Below are 20,809 nucleotides of genomic sequence, written 5' to 3'. Positions count from 1 at the left end.
AGGAAATGATTTTTTAACAAAAAAGCCGAGTGAATAATAAACTCTAATCTGGTTTGACCAATAACTTATATTTATCCTTTCTTAATCCTTATTAGAATAAATAACATTACTCTTATTAAAAAAACTTAAAGTATCAACTCTTGAATCGTCTCACATGGCTTTTTACTCTAACTGAGCTGCAAATTAATGACAGGCATTGCTATGAATATAACCAAGCTATCTTCTTTAGTCGCGATATTTTTGACCTCCTCAGCGCTAGCTGAGAGCACTTTTGTAGTTGATGCAGGAAGCTCAGGTTCTCGATTATTTGAATATCACTACCACTACGATGAGTCAGCTAAACATGACTTAGCTGTAATAGACCGCGAAGTCACCTACACAAACATAAAAGGCGGCGTACAAGACATAGCGCCTTCCAAGTTAGAGCCATATCTTGAACAATTATTTGGACAAACTACTACTACCCCAGATCATATTTACTTTTATTCCACCGCAGGCATGCGCACTATTTCATCGAATGATAGAAATAAAATCAACCAAAGCGTTCTCGCTACGCTGACTCAGCGTTTCCCAAAGGCTGATGTTAAAGTTAAAACCATTACTGGCCAAGTTGAGGGCACATACGCATGGCTCACCGCCAACTATATTAATGGTGCATTCAGTAATAATGAAATAACGAAAGGTATTATAGATTTAGGCGGCGCTTCTACCCAAATTTCCTTTGAAAGTAAAATTGGCGATAATTTAATTGATGTGGCTGTTGGCGATCTAAAGTTTACTCTTTCCTCAACCAGCTTCCTTGGTTTGGGCCAAGATTTAGCACTTAAACAGTATATTAACGAGCCTGCCTGCTTCCCAATCGATTATGTATTACCGAACGGTCTGCAAGGCACAGGAATATTTTCTGAATGCGTAAATAAAGTCGAACCTCTGATTAACGGCGTTCATCAAGTGAACCAAAAACAGTTAAAACCAGAAAACAACACAGGTTTCTATGCTATCAGCGGGTACTTTTTTACCAGCAAAGATCTGGGCATTACTCAATCTTTTAACCTCTCTAATCTAGAGTCCAAAGGTAAAGATGTTTGCTCACAAAAATGGCAACCCACTGATCAAAATGGAGACGATTCTCAACCTAACTCATACCTTTACACCAACTGTTTTAACGCCGCTTACCAACACACCTTAATCACCCAAGGCTATCAGCTCGCCGATGACAAAACTGACATCAAGGCAGTAGAAGAGCTAAATGGCAATACCATCAGCTGGACACTCGGCCCAATACTCGCACCAGATTTGTGATGGGTTCGGGAGCAACGATTACCTGAGGTTTGGAGTGAAATTCACAATCACTCAGTGGCTAACATAATCACATGAGTCATCTTTTAAACCCTACCAAATATCATCTGTTATAAAGTATTCTTTAGCCCGAACCTTATGATTGGGCTAAAGATATTGACCACGCGCACAATGTTAAATTTAGTTTTACCTTTCATCAAATAATCACTTGGATGCATATTGATTGCTTAATATATTGGGGGAAATAATTAAACTAGACATTGATATGGCTGAACCTATCCCATCACTTAATACCTGCCTTTCTAAAATGGAAAATGGTGAAAAGCGATTCGCTCGTCGACTGGAATCTCTTTTGGATAGCGATTATCTATGCTGGTTTGATATTCCCGTTGGAAGGCAGCGCCGCTATCCTGATTTTATTGTGCTTCACCCACTGCGGGGGCTGCTATTTCTTGAGGTAAAAGATTGGAAAATCGACAAGATTAAGTCCATCACGGCTAAAACTGTTGAGCTTTGACGAGTGACGGGCTCAAAACCGTCTCCAACCCTCTTGAACAGGTTCGCCAGTGTGCTTACACAGTGATCAATAAGCTTTCATCAGACAAGCAACTTCACAGTAATAATCTTCAATACAAAGGCAAATTGTGTTTCCCGTATGGTTATGGTGTTGTCTTACCCTTCATATCTCGCAAACAGCTCAATCAAGCCATTCCATTTGATGCCCAAGAGAGTGTATTACAAAGCCATTTGGTTATTTGCTGTGATGAAATGACAGAATCAGTTGACCCAGAGCAATTTCAATCAAGGCTGTGGGAAATGTTTAACTACAACTTTGACTATAAACTTACCCTACCTCAGATCGATCGTATTCGTTGGCATCTCTACCCTGAAATTAGGATTAGCCAAGAGCAAGGTTCATTATTTGATGATGATACCGACGACATTCCACTTTCAGACACAGTACCAGATATCATCAAGATCATGGATATTCAGCAAGAACAGCTTGCAAGGAGTTTGGGCGAAGGCCACCGCGTGATTCATGGCGTGGCAGGCTCAAGAAAAACCTTAATTCTAGGATATCGCTGCTTGCATCTAGCCGATGCACTCAATAAACCAATATTGGTACTTTGCTATAACATCACCTTGGCCGCAAAACTTCGCACCTTCATCAATGAAAAAGAGATTACGGATAAAGTGCAAATCTACCACTTTCACGACTGGTGTGGTCAGCAACTCAAAACCTATCATGTCACCCCCATAGAGGATAAAACCAGAGAGCATTATGAACTCAATGTTGAGTCTGTGATTAAAGCGGTGGAGTTTGGGCAGATCCCATCGGGCCAATATGGCGCAATCCTAATTGATGAAGGGCATGATTTTGTTGATAAGGGGAGTCGTTATACCAAGAGATTCTGTCACTTTATTAGTGGACTATGCCGCTATATGAGCATCCACGCAGTGTCTAAGCATTTAGATATACGCTGGGAAACCGTAAAAAATATCGATAAAGCATTTCTTCTCTCTACCTTGCCTGCTTTAGAGCCTAAGAAGTTGACCAACCTTGTTCATATCGGTGTTGATGAAGTCGCTAGGGCTAAAGGCCATGACTATATGACCGTCGTTTATGATTTCGTTTCAGGACAACTTATTTGGGTTGACCATGGGCGGACTTCAAACGTACTCATCAACTTTTTTGAACAATTATCACCGCAAACGAAAGACGGCATCCAAGCGGTGTCAATGGATATGGGGCAATCTTATCAATCAGCAGTGAGAAACGCTCTTCCGAATGCAGACATCGTTTTTGACCGGTTTCATGTTATGCAGAACTACTCTCTTTTGATAAGGAAAGAGCGTAATAAAGCGTTTAGGAAAGGCACGAATGACGAGAAAAAAATGCTCAAGGGGACGCTATTTTTACTCCTCAAGAATGCGCCTAATCTAAGCGATAAGCAGTCGGATAGGCTAGATGATTTACTTGAAAGCAATAAGACTCTTTGTACGATTTATATGCTCAAAGAGCAGCTTCAAGCCTTATGGGATGAGCGTAATTTTGATTCAATGCTCGCAGCGCTTGATGCGTGGTGCCAACTTGCTAAAAAGACGAGGACCTTGTCTCTCATCAACTTTGCAGACGCGCTTTGGGAGAGAAGAGTTGGGAGCTGCAATTATGCAAAATATAAGCTGACGAATGCCCGAGTGGAAGCTGGGAATGTATCGATAGGCCTTCTTAGACGGAAAGCTCGAGGAGTCAGGGATACGAATTACTTTAAATTGAAGATTAGACAAACCTCAATCCTAGAAACTCACTCTACCATTTACCCAGAAATCAAGCTCATCTAAGCGGAGAAGAGCCGAGTAACTTTTCGTACCATTGAACCTCGAACCCCACTAACCTCTGTGGCAATCCCCGTCATGTCAGATGTCTAAACACCGCTAAATGATCTGATATGCAAACCATAATTGACATGTTTATAAGACAACAATAATGTGTAAACCGCCAATTCCGTAAGCTGCTCAAAACCAAAGGTGGGTTCCCGACTGAAAACAGCCTGCTAAAACTGCTTTATGCTGGGATATTGAATGTTTATAAGAAATGGACAATGCCAATCCAGAACTGGAATATGACATTGCCTCAACTGGCGATGCACTTTGAGGGGCGCTTAGATGACGTCTTAGATATCTAACAAAAATTAGCTGACACAGAATCCTGAACGCCCTGTGATTTTACGCCCTTGCAGGATAGTTACGTCTTGAGATGATTGCCTGTGCATCATGAATAAACTTTACGACAGAACAGAGGGACGACACTTGGTAACAGGTGTCGTCTACTCGACATCTTCTGATAAACAGTTACACAAAATCAGTTACAGTCGATATCCCAGCATTTATTTTTAAATGATTCAAATGTTCTTTAGCGGATTCAGGGGTGCTTAACTTTCTAACATCACAATCCTTGTTGTTCATTAGATAATTATATATTAGAACTGTATCCCTAGAAAATGTATAACACACCATCCCATGATGCCTGAAATATTTATCGCTCTCGTGAGCATTGCTTGCGATAATCAAACTTAAAGCAAGAGTTTCTGAATCGTACTTTTCATTTTTGTTATAGTGGACAATGCTTTTATTTTCAAAAATTGGTCTTTTAAATAAACCCAGATAGGTTCCTATTTTTGTGTTGGGTATTACATCATCTTTAACAATAAGATCAACACTAATTACTGACTCACCTCCTCGATAATCTCTTCCTATCATGGAGTGTTTACTGATTTCGACATGATTTTTTCTTGCTACCTGACGAAAACTGATAGGTTCATCAAATAAAAAGCCCACATGGGTATCACCACTAACTCTATACATTGTCGCTCCAGTACCTTTGGCTGTAGGTATAAAATTATTTTGGGATCGCCCTCCTGCTGTCTTAAAAAAGTCAGGGTCTATGACTGTATCAGGGTATTTATTCTCCGAGTGATAATCCCCTGTAAAAAATGGGAACCCATCCTCAGATCTTATAGACTCCAGAGAGTCCCTTCTTTCTCTTGATATAACCTTGTTCGGCGGAACGTCTGATGTGTTAGAGATAGATGCGAAAGCGTTATCGACTGAGGCTTGTATTTTTTTAATGGATTTAGGCTTAGTGAGGTAAATCGGAATTAGACCGTGCCCTAAGCGGTCTGATTTACTCGGTGCAATCTCGGTGTTTGGAAGCGGAACGCTGCCTACCCCTGTAAAGTTAAGCCCATTAATGACCATGTCTGAGGTTGATAAAATGTAATCACTGTTCGGACTAAGAGTGGGTGAAGCGGGAGCGATATGAATGACACGAATGTTATCGGCACCGTAGCCAGGTTGAGATATCACATATTTGTATGATTCATTCGCCCATAAGTTCCCTTGCGAATGAGCGATATAGATGAGTTTTTTCCCTTTCCACGTATGAGAGTCGTTGATAAGATTATGTTGCATTCTCGTTTGGTTGGTGTCGGGGGCATCAACTAATAATGTCAGTGCCTCGAGGAATTCTCGGATTTGTGCGTTTAGAGTTCGACTGAAGGAATCCTTAACAAACTTTTTGAACCAAGAAAAAGTCGCACTGATTTTTTTGATGATAGGACTGTTTTGTCTACCACTTACTATGTCCCAAAATGCCTCCCACCGATCAAATTGTTTCTGCTCTAGCTCGTAAGTTCTTTGGTCAAAGCTTTCAGCGACATCGGCCAATACGTTAAGGCCACTATCTTCAATGTAGGAATCGTTGTAGAAAAGTTGGTATTCGACAGACTCTCCGTTGTATTGGTTAATATCAAGGGTGGATTTTATTTTTTTAAGACCGAGTTTTGCTTTAGTCTCAGTTGTTGCGACCCCGTTAAAAAAACCTATGGTGTAACCTTCAATTTTGCATGAGTTGGCAATGGCATTGAATGGCAGTAAAGCCGTAATCATGAGTGATAGTGTTAGCTTATTCACAGTACTGCTCCTCTGCAGCAAGAAGAGTGCTTACAGAACCATCAAGTAAATGATTGTAAGCTAGGTAGGCCATAGTGCGGGCTTTGGTGTTATAGGTTAGAGCTGTAATTGTGTTCGAGGTGTTTATTATGTCATCAATATCAATGCCAACAAATTCTTCGCAAGCGAGGACTTTATCGAATTTGTATGAAATATCGAGAGCTTTTCTGATGTTCTCATCGGTCTTTTGTGAAAAATCATGATAGAGATTTTCTTGTGTGAAACGGGCATTTTGTTTTAAGGCGTTGCGAACGGACTCACTCACCTCTAACGCATCGATAAAGGCTTCAATGTCATCGCGGATACCACTTTGGTTTGTGTCAGTACCGGTGAGCGAATCACTGCGATCGAGCATGGGTTCAAAACGTTCATAGATCAGCCTAAGCTGGCCATCAATGGTCTTTTGTGCCTTTAACTTTGCGCTTAGCTTAGGGGTTTTCTCTATGCTTAATATGACAGCCGGAGGCTCCACTGCCATTGTGTTTGGATCTTTTGACTCTTTCCCACCCATGATTGCCACCATAGATAAAGTGCAAACCAACAAATTATTCATTTTTGTTTCTCTGGTATTTTATACAGTCGAAAGAGTGTACTTATAAATTATCCCATTGAATAATAAATAAGTTTTATATCAAAATAAGTGGAAAGGCCCATCCTACAGATGAAACGCAACACTTGAGGGGCTCTGTCGCAACATTTATTCATGACTTGCACACACTAACTTCCGGACACAATTACTCTGCGAGAGCGTAAAATCTAACTACCGCGCTCTCGCCCTCCACGTCAATTTGTCCTCGTTTTAACATCATCCACATTTCTCGACCATGCAGTGACGCCATTGCCCCTTCGACAGATTTCCAACTCAAGGCTTGCCGCGTTTTCTGTTTCACCCAACGATGACTCTGCTCCACGATATTATTCAGGTATTTGACATTGCAAATTTCTATCAAACACAGCATGAAGTAACCCGTTAGCCAAAGCTGAACATTCATCGCGTCCAGTGCTGCGTGATTCGCATTGCTCCCATCAACCACCACTTTTTCAGGTAAGCCATTTTGAGCAATGGCCTTATTCAGAAAGGCTTTAGCAGCAGCTTCATCTCAATGTTTACTCAGGTAGTAATCAATGACATCGCCATGGCTCGGTAATAATACCAATACCTGCCCTTGATTTTGATGTCGGTCTCGTCCATTCGCCAAGACCCTGACAATGGCTTTTTCTTTCGTCTCGCACAGCCCTTTAATAATGGGAGTGAATATCACTACCCAGCGATGAATGGTGGCGTGATCAACCTTAATCCCTCGTTCAGTTTGGATCTCTTCAATGTCACGGTAGCTGAGTTGATACGCCAGATAATAACGGACGGTTTCAAGAATGATGTCTTGGGGAAATTGATAGCCTTTGAGCTTATTCTGGACTTCGCTGATAGGGATAACCCCACTTCAAGGGTAATTGAGATACAAAAGCCACAAGGTAGTCCACCTAAAGTCATTCCCTTAAGTGAATGGAAAGGCACCGGAGAAATCAACCCTGAGCTTTTCCCTAAAGCTGCCAACAATGAGGAGTTCGAGGTTGGCGATCTAGAAGAAGCAATCCTAGAGTTTGAATTTGACCAAGCCTTATAAGAAATAAAGACGCATACAAAAATGCCCCAGTATTTCTGCTAGGGCGATTAATGTTTTTTGTGACACATTATTGTGACAGTTTTTGCACCCAACCATCATTATACGATTGATTACAAAAGAAATGTGGCGGTGAGTGAGAGATTCGAACTCTCGATACGTTGCCGTATACACACTTTCCAGGCGTGCTCCTTCAGCCACTCGGACAACTCACCGAATTTTTTGGTTGATTCTCTGAACCAACGAAGCGCTAATTTAATGATTCTATTGGAGTAGGTCAAGCCTATTAGCTAAAAAAAGTCTCACTCAATGATCGTTTGATTATTTAATAGCTGATTAGAGCGGATTTTCTCCGCTCTAGCACCTTCTATATATGATTAAAAGCTAGTCAAAGTGGTTATTAAGTGAGACGGTAAGTACGTCCAAATCTGACTGGGTAGGTGTTTCTCCGTGAGATAACTTTTCCTGTACAGCATTAAGCGTTTGCTCAAGTAAATCATCTTTTAGGTCAGCAAGTTCCGTTCTTAACCGCTGGAAATACTCTTCAGCAAGGGGAATATCCTTATCTTCTAATGCCATAAATAAGTTGACCAGTAAGGGTTCCATTTGTTGTGGTTGCACGTCTTTGCGCACCAACAGGCCGGGCTTATATTGATAAAGTCTGTCGGAAAAGCGATATAAAGCATCATCGAGCTCAGTTTCATCAATAGGTTTTGAAATGACATAATCTACCCCTGAGCCAAGCATACGTTCGCGCGTCTCTTTAAAGACATCGGCGGTACAACCCAGTATAACAATTTTTGCTTTAGAGCTGGTGAGCGCCCGAATAGCAATCGTTGCTTCAACACCATCCATAATTGGCATATGGTTGTCCATGAGGATAAGATCGTAATTATTGCTCACTAACTTCTCAACACAAATCTCTCCATTTTCAGCCACCTCACACTCAAACCCTTTACTGGCCATAAAGGTATTCATAATAATCGCATTGGTTCGATTGTCTTCTACGATAAGTGCTTTGAGGCCTTGATAATTGAGTTCTGCATGTTCTTTGATATCAAGTAAATGAGACTCACATTGCTCCATCGCTAGTGAGACTCTAAAACTTGTACCAATCCCCACTTCACTAGTGACCGTTATCTCTCCATTCATGAGCTCACATATTTGCTTTACTATGGCAAGACCAAGGCCAGTTCCACCAAAGCGTCTTGTGGTTGATGATTCAGCCTGTTCAAATGGGTTAAAAATTTTGTTATGCGCGTCTTTAGCAATACCTATTCCCGTATCTCGTACTTTTATTTCTAGGAAATTGCGGCCTTGCTGCTTAATTTCACGAAAATAGACTTCTACGTAGCCACGTGAAGTAAATTTCACGGCATTATTGAGTAGGTTAAACAACACTTGGCGTAAACGTGCTTTGTCAGATAAATACCACCGCCCCTTAAAAACCTCAGAGTACACTTTAAACTGAAGACCTTTTTCAGAGCACAAAGTAAAGTACACACTGTTAACACTACCTAAAATAGATTCAAGCGGAAATGGATGGTTTTCAAGTTCTAAATAGCCTTGCTCGATTTTTGAAAAGTCCAAAATCTCATTTAATAACGTCATCATATGGTCGCCCGAGTCATACAAGGTTTTCATATGTTTAAGCTGCTCTTGGCTCAAGTTTGTTTTCATTAATATTTGCGCCGTACCGAGTACACCGTTCATAGGGGTTCGTATTTCATGCGATAGCGTCGCTAAAAAAGCACTCTTAGCCTTGGTCGATGTTTGAGCTTTTTGTTTTTCTTGCTCTAAGAATTTGGTCTTTTGATTGAAAGTATCTATCAGCTGACGTATTTCATCTTGGCTATTGTAACGAATATTAATTGACCCTCCGGCACGAGAGTTATTTACTTTTTCGGCAATAAGTACAATCGGAGAGATCAAGAAGCGGTTAATCAGCACATAACCCATCATGACGCATACCAGCATGATGGGGATAATACCCGCTTCTACCTTTGTTACCACACCGAAGGCTTCTTCATCAACGAATCGATTGGAGTTGACGACATCAATGTACCACTTAAAATCGCCAAACTCCGTACTGCTGACATAGATATCCTTAATAACCTGAAAGTTGTAATCTGTTATCACATCACCGTAGGAGTCTTTAAGTACAACTCCTAATTCATATTCTTGAGCATGTTTATTGATAAAGTCGATAAGGCTTTCTAGCGACACATCAATTGTCGCTACTCCAGCTGGTTCTCCATCAACAAAGTATGACGACGACGCCGTAATCATTTGAACATGAGTAAATGGGTCAATATAAACTTGCGACCAAATAACGGTTCCTGCAGGCTCATCGACCACAGAGGTATACCAAGATTCTTTATCGTAGCCACCAGATTCTGGGTTATCCCAAGAGAAAACCTGATCTACCTGACCATCACTGGCTCGGTTAAAGAATAAGCTCTTGTAAGCTTTATTTTGGTTAATCGAATACGGAATTGGCCATAACCCACCACTCACGACTACTCCATCAAGCACTGAAAATAACTCAAATAGCATTTCTGCTTGATGCTCCTGAGAGTCAGCAGTATTTCCAATGCTAACAACACTCTGCAGTATGCCAACAGAGCTATTGAGCGGCTCTTCAATCTCTGCCGCTATTAGCTCTGTTCTTAAGTCGAGATTCTTTTCCAATTGCTCTCGAATTGGAGGCTCAACAACCAGGTAACTCACTGATCCTATAATGGCAATCACTATGACCAAATAGACCGTGAGGGCTAAAAAACTTTTTCTTTTTAGCGAAGAACGTATTTCCATAAGCCTTTGAATTTTTACTGTTTCGCTTAAATTATAGCGAATATACGCAAGCTGTGGCCTTTTTATGTCTAGTTTGGGCTGTTAGAATTACCCCAAATTGACACGACCGTTTGGTATTTATTTTGACATTAAATGAAATACTCGCCCAACCAGAGCTAAAAGATAGGCTGATCAACGAAGCTAAAACCCAAGGTTTTGTCACTGCGATGGCCGCCGCACCTAACATTCTTCCTCCTCAAGAATGGATTCCTCTTTTATGGGGAGGCGAAGAAGTTGCCCCGTTTAGCGATGGTGAACAACTAGAAAGCTATATTGAATTAATTATCGCAATGTGGAATCAATGTCGCCCAGATTTACTTGAAGATCAATGGGTATGGCCACCACAATGCAAGCTTGATGACGCCGATATTGTTAATCAAGAGGCTCGTGATTTCTGTGAAGGCTTGCTGCAAGGCTGGCAACTAACCAAAGATGACTGGCAATCGATAATGCCTGAAGACAGTGAAGATAACGCATTACTGGGTGGCGTGCTGTTATCTATTAGTATGTTGTATGATCCTGAGACCTGCTTAGCTACCCTCGCTGAACAAGGGGTTGAAGGGCTAGAGCAATTTGAAGAAATCTTCAATGCGATTCCAGCCATGCTATGTGGGCTCACAGGTCGCGGTGCCCTTCTCATTGAACAATGATATATAATCAATAAAGCTGGCGCTTTGAATGCACCAGCTTTTTATTTTCATCCATGAACAACAGCTGAAAACTTCAGATTATGCCTTGTCGCGCTTTCTAGCCCTAAGAGCAAAGCCAAACAGTGCTAATAGCATCATACCAAGAGTGGTTGAACCACCTCCTTTACCACCATTATTTAACGTTTGCGCATTTCTATCTTCATAGGAATATACGATTGAAATTGGTAATTCACTCGAAGTTTGGTGATCGGTCATTATTCTAACTATTGCTTTATCTGAGTTAGCATAGACAGTGGATGCGTCGATATTGATGTCTATCGTACAGGCGTCACCATTCCGCAGGTTCGCAGTACAATTATTGGCAATCAAAGTAACACCTGATGGAACTTGGACCGATGTAACATTAAAAGTAGTATCATTAGGGGTATTAGGGTCAATCAAGTTTTTAACTTCCAGTGTGCGAGAATGCTCACCACTTTTAGCCTGCAATAAAATGTCAGGAGAATGACTCACGCCTGAAGTGTTTTTCTCAATCCAGCCATTAGTTTTAAAATAACCAACGTTGGAATACACACCGTAGGAATTAGCCTTCGCGCATCCATACCCCCAACTAACAATACCGACCTGTTTGATTTCTGTACCATCTTTTAATACAAGCGGTCCACCACTATCTCCTTGACAAGTGTCTTTTCCTATTTGACCAGAACAAATTGAATAAGAGCCAACTGTTGAATAATTACCACCAATATTTTGGCAGGTTCCCCTGTCTACGTAGGGTAAAGCTACTTGCAGCAGTGAATCGGAAGAAGCCCCACCAAATGAAGTAGTCCCCCACCCCGCCGCCGTCAATGTGCTAGCTGTATTTAAGGCACTAACTTCTACTTCAGTAGCAAGTGCTACTTTGGGTGTGTTAACTGTATTTTCTAATTCAATAATCGCAATGTCATTAGCAAAGGTGGTACCATTGTAGTTACTGTGGATATAATAGGAACGAACATACTCAGGTGTAGCAAGATACCTCTCGATTGAATTCTTAGGCCCTACATATACTTTCAAATCGTTAGGGCTTTTTTCCTCAACGCAGTGTGCTGCGGTTAAAACATACCTATCGCCAATAAGACTACCGCCACAAAATCCACCGCCGATATCAACATAAGTTATAAAAGGCCAATCCGACTCAGTTGCTGGTTTACCACCAACAATTTTTGCACTTGCCATTCTTTCTGTATTTGTTGGCCCTTGAGCTAATGCGGTAAAAGAAGTGACTAAACCTACCACCAAGACTATTTTCTGCATCCTAATATCGTTCCATTTTATTTATAATAAGAAAAATTGGGATGATAATGAACCAGAAAAACATTGCAAGAACAAATATATAAATTGCATAACTTCGTTATATATATCACCTTTAATCTTTAGCAAGGCTGATGTGAATACATCTCTTCCAGAATGGTTTACTCATACAAAATAACGAGATAGATCAATAAAAAAAGGCGCTCATAAAGCGCCTACTCATTTATTGGGTGATAGCTTCGCCCATAGGGTTGTTCACCGTGATTTTTTTGCTAGCCAAAACACGCTCTAGGGGGAGCTCGAAGCTTTGATAGGCCAACATTTTTCTGCAATGATCTGCTTTTAACCGAATGATAGAAATGTTGACGATTCTTTTCGTCTCACTATCAACTCTAATTACAAAGTCTTGATTATGACTGCATCCACTGGCAAGTGCCTCAAACACAATTGAGTCAGTGTTAATATTGTAGCTAAAAAGAGGAACTACACCAGTTTCATCTAATTGTATTTCGCTCTTTGAATGACATGCAGCGAGAACTAAACCACATATTGCAACAAATAAGCTAAACCAAAGCTTACGCATTACGTTGCTCTCTTGCTCTCAGAGCAAAGCCAAACAATGCTAGAAACGCCATAGCCAAAGAAACCGAACCACCTTTACCTCCACCGGAACTTTGAGATTTTGGTTCTGCATATACAATATTCATCGACAAATCACCAGCAATCGGATGATCTGTGCTCACTTCTATTGTGGTACGATCTGAGTTTCCAAGCGCGACGGAAGCATCAACCTTAACATCAATGGAGCAATCATCACTAGTATTCAGAGTTGCTGTACAATTATTAGTGACCAAAGTAACACCAGCAGGTACGGTAATATTTGTCACATTAAAGGCTTCAGTACTAAAGTTTCTAATTGGTAAATTAATATCATACTCACCAATTCGAGTTTCAAATATCGTATTTTGCGTATAGCTCACGCCAGTAGTATTTCTTTCAATCCAGCCATTGGTTTCAAAGTGACCAACGTTAGCATAAACACCAAGCGCATTAGGCTCTCCACAGCCAGCGCCCCAGCTCACGACACCCACTTGCTTATAGTTAGTACCATCTTTAACCACTAGAGGACCACCACTATCTCCTTGACAAGAGTCTTTGCCTCCCGCTAGGTCACCTGCGCAGATAGCATCATCACCAATAGAGGAATAACTTCCCCCTAAATTTTGACATGTACCTCTGTCAACATAAGGCAGATCAACTTTATAAAGAGTATTAGGGAAAGACCCAAAAAAACTTGAAGTATCTTGGTTACCCCAGCCGGTAACGGTAAGCGTATCACCTGAGTTCAGGTTATTCACCTCAATTTCTGATACTAAACCAACTTGAGGTGCTACAATTTCGCGCTCCAATTCGACGATCGCGATATCATTAGCATAGTTAGAATAGCCTTGATGAATATAATAGGAGCGAACTCCAACACGTTGTCCTTCACTGGAAATATGGGTGAGATCATGTGTACCCACAGCTACATCAAAATTAGTCGATTTTTGACCCTCAACACAGTGAGCTGCTGTTAAAATATACCTTCCACCAATATAGCTTGCCCCACAAAACTGTCCTCTGTGTGAATCAGTGGTTGACTTAGTCACCAGAGCAGCCATAAAAGGCCAGTCGTTTTTGCCAGTAGTCGTCCCTCCAATAATTCTTGAAGCGGTACCATTCTCAGATATTTTCAGCTCATCAGCCACAGATACAAGCGGTAAGCATGAACTTACAGCTAGGACCATTAGATTTTTGTACATTTTACTTCCTATTCAATCGATAATTAAAGGTAGTTACTACTAAATTCTCGGAAGTATTTTGCTTTGGATAGGCTTTAGGTGGTATCAGGTAAACACCTGAAATTAGAGTTAATGAACTAAAATACTTGATGTATAAGCGATAAATTTTTAGAGCTGTGTATTGGAGATCAAATACAGAGTCATTTCATCAGATAACATGGGATGTTCACAGATAAAAAAGGGCCATAATTAGCCCTTTTAAAACAATAACATGGGGATCTAACCTGCCATTATTCGCTTAACAACTTCCAATTAAAAGTTTCAATACGCTCGTCAGCGATATAAAATAAACGACTTCCCGCAGATACTTGGAAACTCAACTTAGGATTAAGCTTGATACCAGAGCCAGTATCAACCGCAATTAGTGTAGCCTGATACTCTTTTTTAATAAACGAAAACAAAGATTCTACCTTAGTGTCATTAGCATCTTGTGGGTACAATGTAGAATATTGAGTCATACCCCGAGTCGAGGCCAATAGCTCTTGATGAAGCGCACTTGAACCCGGATCAACTGCAGCTTTGGCAAGCATTTCAGCACCCACAGCTGGAATACATTCTGCTTTAGGACAGTGCTGACTGAGAAGATGACCTAATGCTTCATCTTTAAAATATGCCAATAGGTGGGCATTGGGGTTAACGCTAGAACAATAAAGCGCGGCAGAAAGGGTAATATCATCTTCTAGATTGTCAACGATGATACAACTTGCTTGTGTCACATTCGAGAGCGCCATCTCCTGTGTATCGGTGTAACTGGTTACTTTTACAAAACCAATTTCTCCCGGCAATGGGTTTTCGATTTCTGAACGACAGCACAAAACGATTGGCCTCTTTCCTTCTTCTTCATGTTGTAGCATACGAATCAGATGTATTGTCCGTTGGCCGTTCCAACCTAAAAGTAATATATGATTTTCCATCCTAACCTTCCGCTTACCTAATATGCCCGCTCGCCAATACTCAATTGCCCCAGATGCAGCTCTACCCAAAACAGCAGCAAATAAACTTAAACCACCAGGAATAACAAACAGAGCAACTACCCATTTTCCTGTATCTGATGCTGGTGATAGATCGCCATAACCAACCGTTGAGGCTGTCACCATCAAATAATAAATAAACTGTGCTCGGTTTTCTATCAATTCTGTCTCACCAGCAAACCAGAGTAGCCACCAAGAAAGCAGCAAATATAAGACACTTAAAATAAGGATATTTTTATTACTGATATGAAAGACATGCGACTTAAACCATTTTTTGACAACTAACCATATACCCATGAGTGCACCATAGATTTAATAAGGTGAACGAATATAAAACACACTATGATTAATCAAAGCTAAACGACAGTATCAAAGCTATAAATGTGACTTATATCTAGATATTAGGATTGGGGTATAGTCAGTTATCCAAGGTTGCCCCACCATCCACTCTTAAGTCGTGCATGGTAATATGTCCGGCAGCGTCAGAAAGTAAAAATAGGATAGCATTGGCAATATCTTGAGGCTGGGCGAGTTTTGCGAGCGGAATACCCAAACGAAACTGGCTTAAATCTCCAGCAATGACTTCAGACTCACCATAACTCTCCGTCCATAGCTGTCTTTGCATTGGCGTGTCTGTCGAACCAGGGCTTACTATATTGCAGCGAATACCAAATGGCGAGAGCTCAATACCCATACATTTTACCATCATGTGCAAAGCGGCTTTTGATGCACCATAGGCACCAATTGATTGCCTTGGCGTATTGGCTGCATTGGAACCAACAATAACCATGCTACCTAAACCTTTAAACTTCATAGATTTTGCTACTGTCTGCATTAATGCCAACACACCAAAAGTATTCACATCAAAGGTATGTTTCACTGCTGCTATCGGTAGCTCATGTAAAGAGCCAACATGCAACAAACCCACGCAACAAACTAAATGATCAAATGTACCTTGTTGTTGCCAAGCTTCGACAATTTCGGCCACTTGAGTGTGTTCGGCTAAGTCTAACCAATGACATTCAAATTTGTTGGAGTACATTTTTAATAAAAACTGAGTATTTTTTATTAGTAAGTCTATTTGTTTGTCCGCAACTGTTACTATTGCGCCTTCGCGAAGCAAGCTTTCTAATACTGATAAGCCAATTCCTGTTGCTGCCCCAACTAATAACACTTTTTTATTGTCAAGTGACATCGTAATTTCCATTCTACGAGAAGATACCTACCACCAATAAGCCGAATTCACCGAATCATATAGATAGGAATTTAAACATTAAGTAAATGGCCAATGATAATACATTGACCATATAAACAACTTTCTCAGTTCAATTATTTAGACTATCTCTGGTTGAAAAACCGTTTGGCATGTCAGAATAGATTTCATTTGCTGACCAAGCGCTATAATTTGCTCTTTGCTGTAGCGCGCGGTTTGATAAGTCACAATCAGACGCAAAGATCGTTTGTCACCAATAAGGTTTTCCATAATTTCAAAGTGTAAACCAAACAATGATTCTGTCTTATTAGGCAAAATTTGCTGATATGACACTGACTCATTTTGCGGTTTTTGCAATGAACCATATAGAGCATTGTCAGCGTGGATCTGTGCATAAACATCAAATAATAAGCCATTTTTTGGATCTAGCCCTAGCTCACGTTGCACTAGGTCAATGGGCACGGTCGCACGAGACATAGAATCGTTAATTGTTTGGGTCACTTCACCAACCAACTCAGTAAAAGATTGTTCTGGCTTGAATACCACACGATGGGCGACCATAGTAGTAAAATACCCGACCGAGTCAAAATACTTGGCATCATCACGACCTGATGCAGAAGTACCAATCACTAAATCTTTTATATTTCCTGCATGATGCAAGGCTTGTGCGATTGCTGAGTACACAACACTAAAGGTCGATGAATTGCACTCTCTTGCAAGTGATGACACTACTCGATGCGCATTCGTACCTAAATCGATTTCTACCCAATTAGCCGCAATTGAATTAACTAGAGAACCGTCCTGCTCTGGCTGAGAACCAATAAGGTTAAGGCCGGCAGTAGCACCTTGTAAATGCTCAACCCAATAGCGGATATCTTCTTGGCGTGGACCATGATATCGCTGTGCAATCGCATACTCGTGAATACTATTGGCAGGTCTATCCCATACCGGCTGCTGGTCTTGAATTCGAGCCAAATAGGCATGTGACAGCTCTGGCATCAAGTTGTTCAATGACCATTCATCGATAATCATATGGTGAATTAGAAAAGATAGGATTTGCTGGCCCGATTGTTTATCTCTAAAAAAACGAATGCGCAGTGGTAGTTCTTTCGACAAGTCAAAAACATACCCTGCTTCTGACTTTAAACTTGCGTCTTCTGACTCTTCACTGCCCCAAAACCAAGAACATTGCGCCAAGTCATTCTCGTCAATAATTCTTTGCTCAGTGGTGCCATTCACGTCGATAAATACCGTCCTCAAGCCTGTATGGCGAATTAAAAGATCGTTAAACGCGAGTTTAAATATCTCTTCATCAACCTCCGCATCAAAGCGTATTGCAAATGGCAGATTGAATATTGCGCATTTACCAGTAGCGATATGAGCATCCCATAAAAAAGTTTGCGCGAGCGACAGTGGTCGCTCGTTGGCTAACAAAAATTCATTAGGTGGCGCAGGCTCTTGGGGATCAACTGGTGAAGATTGGTTAACACAGAGAGCGAGTGCTTGAGCACTAGGTGACTTAAAAAAGTCATTAAAGCTAATCTCGATACCATGGTTATTCATTAGGTTGCCAATGATTCTTGTCGCTAAAAGCGAATGACCACCAATTTCAAAAAAGTCATCGTCTAATTCAACATCAAGATCATCAAGACTAGACTTAAATTCAGTTAATATGATTTGTTCAATGTCCCCATTCGAACCATTTGAATTGCCAACTTGTGTTAAATCTAATGCTGTGGGACTTAATTTTCCTTCTGGGTTTTGATTATTTAATTCTTCATAGTTTGCTTCAACCAAGCTGATGATTTGTTTTCTATTAATGTGTTCATCTAATATAGGGTGTATCGACATACATAAATATTGCTCTTGCTCTGTTTGTAATACAGTTATCTCAAATGGTGGTTGAGATTCAGCCTCCCAAGAGCGTGTTTTCATTGCAACAGTTAAATCATAAATCTCTTCATATGTGACCTGTTTTACTTCCAAGAACCGTAGCGCATCAGGCAAGTGCCATTTTTCTAATTCAAAATCTTCCGAGAAGCCAAAGCGTAGATTTAGCTGCATGTCATTTAAGACCAGTTTCTCAATACTCTGGTCTATAAGATCTATTTTACTTTTTTTATCAATAGTATAAATCACTACCCGCCATTCAATACTCTGAGGGTCTTGAAGTTGCTGCATCCATACCTTTTCTTCGTGTTCACTAATCGGCAGTAGGGTTTTGGGTTCTATATTGAGGTTATACATGGGCATCCTGATTCTTATGTGAGCACTTGTCATGCCATTGATCTAATTTTTAAACTATGTGTTAATTTGCTTACACATCAACGATAATAATGATAGTATTGATTATCATTTAGATTGACAATTTACGTCAAGCAAATAATTTTATTAATATAAAAATTATAATTTTATTCATAAGAACCATGATAATTGTTAGCTAGAATCGTTAATTTTTACATTTATAGTAGATTCTTGAGAGTTTAAACGTGACTTTTTTCCATATTAAAAATACACAAAAATATCATTTGTTAAAATTTTGCGATTGTTTTATTCCCACTTTAAAATCATGGTATTTATTACTATTGTCAGGTCACTTTGTAAATAAATATAATAGGCACCTATATCATAGCGGGGTTAATATTCAATGACACTGCGTATATTTTGCACATTCTCTACATTGTGCTTTATTTCTATTTTTGTTGGTGCCAGCCAAATAGATTGGTCATTATTAATCAGCTTAAATGAACAAGCTTGGTTGCCTATTACGGCAAGCCGATTACCTAGGCTAGCTGCACTTATTCTCACTGGAGCTGGACTAGCTATGTGCGGCGTTATTCTCCAGCATATTGTCAGAAATCGTTTCGTCGAGCCAGGCACTACTGGTGGGCTTGATGCCGCTAAGCTGGGTATTTTGGTTTCTATTGTTTTGCTCCCTTCATCCGACAAAATCGAGCGTATGATCTTTGCTGTTATACTTTGCTTCACCGCGAGCCTTATTTACATAGCAATCGTACGTAAAATCAAGTTCAGTAACTCGGCCTTAGTACCAGTAATTGGCCTTATGTTTGGCAGTGTTCTAAGTGCACTGGCAGAGTTTTATGCCTATCAAAATAATATTTTACAAAGTATGTCCGGTTGGCTAATAGGTGACTTCTCGAAAGTCGTACAAGGCCATTATGAAATCATCTATTTGATTTTACCCATCACCCTACTGACCTACCTTTATGCCCACCGATTTACAGTCATGGGAATGGGTGAAGATATGGCATCTAATTTAGGCGTAAACTACGGTGCAACCGCTGCGTTGGGGTTAATCCTAGTATCCATAACGGTTGCAATTACGGTTGTAACCGTAGGTGCTATCCATTTTGTCGGTCTAGTCATCCCAAATCTTGTTGCCCTAAAATACGGTGACCACCTAAAAAATACTCTACCTATCGTTGCCTTAGGTGGGGCTTCTCTGCTCATTGTCTGTGACATTGTTAGCCGACTAGTGATTTTTCCTTTTGAGGTACCAATTGGTTTAACCGCAAGTGCGCTCGGTGGCGTGATGTTCCTTGTATTACTGATAAAAGGAGCAAACCGGTGATATCACGTTACTCAAGTTTGATTATGTGCTTTACACTTGTCAGTACCTTGTCTATTGCCTTTGTCTTTGCAAGCTCAGGATTAGACTTTAATTACATCATCCCCAAAAGGTTAATAAAGCTTGGCGCTATCGTAGTTGGTGGCAGCTGCGTTGCCATATCAGCCGTTATTTTTCAAACATTGGCCGGAAATCGTATTTTGACACCATCCATAATGGGTTATGAGTCGATTTATCTTGTATGGCAAGCCTTGCTTTTACTCCTCGCTGGAACTGCGGGCAGCGCAGCCTTGGGTATTGTGGGTAATTTTGTCATTTCAGCCATACTTATCCTGCTGTACTCATTTGCCATTCAATACTGGATTCTCAAAAAGTTTCAACGTGATATGCACCAAGTACTACTGATTGGCTTTGTTCTCACTATGGTACTAACTACTTTTGCTCAGTTTATTCAGCTCCGGATAAGTCCTGGGGAGTTCTCTATTTTTCAGGGACTAAGCTACACCTCATTTGAAAGGGCTAAACCGTCAACCCTGTTATTTGCAGGAGCCGTTCTAAGTATATTCGCCTTCTTTGCCAGTAAATGGATACGTATGTTAGATGTGATTGGCCTTGGCCGAGATCAAGCGATGTCACTTGGGCTAGACGATGCTCATTATATTCCAAGGTATTTTGCTGTTATTGCTATTTTGGTGGCGATTTCTACCAGCTTAATTGGACCAACCTCATTTATGGGTATTTTCATTGCAAACATAGCGTATAGCGTCGCTGGATCGACTCAACATAGACAAACACTACCCATTGCCTGTGCTATTGCCATTGTAATGTTTTTAGCCGCTCAGCTGATGGTTGAGCACCTGTTTAACTATAAAACGACTGTCTCTATTTTGGTTAACGTTCTCTGTGGAGGGTATTTCCTTTTCATCACTATGAGAACAAGAAGCCAAATATAAAGACGGCCAATAA

At 40.6% G+C, this 20,809-nt stretch carries 14 protein-coding genes, 1 tRNA gene and 3 pseudogenes; 7 read left to right on the top strand and 11 right to left on the bottom strand.

Annotated elements, in window-relative coordinates; translation table 11 throughout:
• The first annotated feature begins 201 nt into the window (after positions 1-201).
• From OCV27_RS06050 to OCV27_RS06035, 4 genes and pseudogenes are all read left to right on the top strand, one after another.
• Positions 202-1,302: an acetate and sugar kinases/Hsc70/actin family protein gene (locus OCV27_RS06050; RefSeq protein WP_185759802.1), complete on the top strand. Its 1,101-nt coding sequence runs from the start codon at positions 202-204 to the stop codon at positions 1,300-1,302.
• 262 nt (positions 1,303-1,564) lie between these two features.
• The gene (locus tag OCV27_RS06045) at positions 1,565-1,816 is read left to right on the top strand and encodes a nuclease-related domain-containing protein (protein WP_125322303.1); all 252 of its coding nucleotides are present in this window, start codon (positions 1,565-1,567) and stop codon (positions 1,814-1,816) included.
• Positions 1,817-2,664: 848 nt separating this feature from the next.
• Positions 2,665-3,642: pseudogene (locus OCV27_RS06040) on the top strand (ISL3 family transposase); the annotation flags it as partial.
• 149 nt (positions 3,643-3,791) lie between these two features.
• Positions 3,792-3,986: pseudogene (locus OCV27_RS06035) on the top strand (IS256 family transposase); the annotation flags it as partial.
• A gap of 166 nt (positions 3,987-4,152) precedes the next feature.
• Here the strand turns inward: OCV27_RS06035 and OCV27_RS06030 are convergent.
• The 5 genes and pseudogenes from OCV27_RS06030 to OCV27_RS06010 form a co-directional block, all read right to left on the bottom strand.
• Positions 4,153-5,748 (bottom strand): hypothetical protein, encoded by a 1,596-nt coding sequence (locus OCV27_RS06030; RefSeq protein ID WP_245986781.1) that lies wholly within the window; start codon positions 5,746-5,748, stop codon positions 4,153-4,155.
• Positions 5,749-5,764: 16 nt separating this feature from the next.
• Positions 5,765-6,364 carry a chromosome partitioning protein ParA gene (locus tag OCV27_RS06025; RefSeq protein ID WP_125322304.1) on the bottom strand — a complete coding sequence of 200 codons (600 nt, stop codon included), beginning with the start codon at positions 6,362-6,364 and terminating at the stop codon, positions 5,765-5,767.
• A gap of 181 nt (positions 6,365-6,545) precedes the next feature.
• Positions 6,546-7,238: pseudogene (locus tag OCV27_RS06020) on the bottom strand (IS6 family transposase).
• 322 nt (positions 7,239-7,560) lie between these two features.
• Positions 7,561-7,648 (bottom strand) — tRNA-Ser (locus OCV27_RS06015).
• 169 nt (positions 7,649-7,817) lie between these two features.
• A complete protein-coding gene (locus OCV27_RS06010; protein WP_125322305.1) occupies positions 7,818-10,247 on the bottom strand; it encodes a hybrid sensor histidine kinase/response regulator in 2,430 nt (809 codons plus the stop codon).
• Between the two features lie 122 nt (positions 10,248-10,369).
• Between OCV27_RS06010 and OCV27_RS06005 the strand changes: the two genes are divergently transcribed.
• Positions 10,370-10,936, top strand: coding sequence for a UPF0149 family protein (locus tag OCV27_RS06005; RefSeq protein ID WP_125322306.1), 567 nt, complete (start codon positions 10,370-10,372; stop codon positions 10,934-10,936).
• Positions 10,937-11,014: 78 nt separating this feature from the next.
• On the opposite strand, the gene OCV27_RS06000 is transcribed toward OCV27_RS06005, so the two are convergent.
• From OCV27_RS06000 to OCV27_RS05975, 6 genes are all read right to left on the bottom strand, one after another.
• Positions 11,015-12,232 (bottom strand): serine protease, encoded by a 1,218-nt coding sequence (locus OCV27_RS06000; RefSeq protein ID WP_125322307.1) that lies wholly within the window; start codon positions 12,230-12,232, stop codon positions 11,015-11,017.
• Positions 12,233-12,452: 220 nt separating this feature from the next.
• On the bottom strand, positions 12,453-12,812 hold the full coding sequence (locus OCV27_RS05995) for a hypothetical protein (RefSeq protein ID WP_125322308.1): 360 nt from the start codon (positions 12,810-12,812) through the stop codon (positions 12,453-12,455).
• Positions 12,805-14,031, bottom strand: a complete 1,227-nt coding sequence (locus tag OCV27_RS05990; protein WP_125322309.1) for a serine protease — start codon at positions 14,029-14,031, stop codon at positions 12,805-12,807. Before OCV27_RS05990 ends, OCV27_RS05995 begins: the two co-directional genes overlap by 8 nt.
• Positions 14,032-14,300: 269 nt before the next feature.
• Entirely contained in the window at positions 14,301-15,338 is a 1,038-nt protein-coding gene (locus OCV27_RS05985) for a potassium channel family protein (protein WP_125322310.1), read from the bottom strand.
• Between the two features lie 121 nt (positions 15,339-15,459).
• A complete protein-coding gene (locus OCV27_RS05980) occupies positions 15,460-16,236 on the bottom strand; it encodes a 2,3-dihydro-2,3-dihydroxybenzoate dehydrogenase (RefSeq protein ID WP_125322311.1) in 777 nt (258 codons plus the stop codon).
• 138 nt (positions 16,237-16,374) lie between these two features.
• The gene (locus OCV27_RS05975) at positions 16,375-18,501 is read right to left on the bottom strand and encodes a condensation domain-containing protein (RefSeq protein WP_125322312.1); all 2,127 of its coding nucleotides are present in this window, start codon (positions 18,499-18,501) and stop codon (positions 16,375-16,377) included.
• Positions 18,502-18,901: 400 nt separating this feature from the next.
• Here OCV27_RS05975 and OCV27_RS05970 point away from each other — a divergent pair, with 400 nt between their 5' ends.
• Together OCV27_RS05970 and OCV27_RS05965 are read left to right on the top strand one after the other, a co-directional pair.
• Complete coding sequence (locus OCV27_RS05970; RefSeq protein ID WP_125322781.1) at positions 18,902-19,846, top strand: ABC transporter permease; 945 nt, start codon at positions 18,902-18,904, stop codon at positions 19,844-19,846.
• A gap of 23 nt (positions 19,847-19,869) precedes the next feature.
• The gene (locus tag OCV27_RS05965; protein ID WP_185759827.1) at positions 19,870-20,796 is read left to right on the top strand and encodes an iron chelate uptake ABC transporter family permease subunit; all 927 of its coding nucleotides are present in this window, start codon (positions 19,870-19,872) and stop codon (positions 20,794-20,796) included.
• The last annotated feature ends 13 nt before the right edge of the window (positions 20,797-20,809 follow it).

Origin of the sequence: Vibrio pectenicida (assembly GCA_024347015.1) — a bacterium.
GTDB lineage: Bacteria > Pseudomonadota > Gammaproteobacteria > Enterobacterales > Vibrionaceae > Vibrio > Vibrio pectenicida.
The sequence above is the reverse complement of the archived record's forward strand: the minus strand, read 5'-3'. Positions and strand labels throughout refer to the sequence as shown.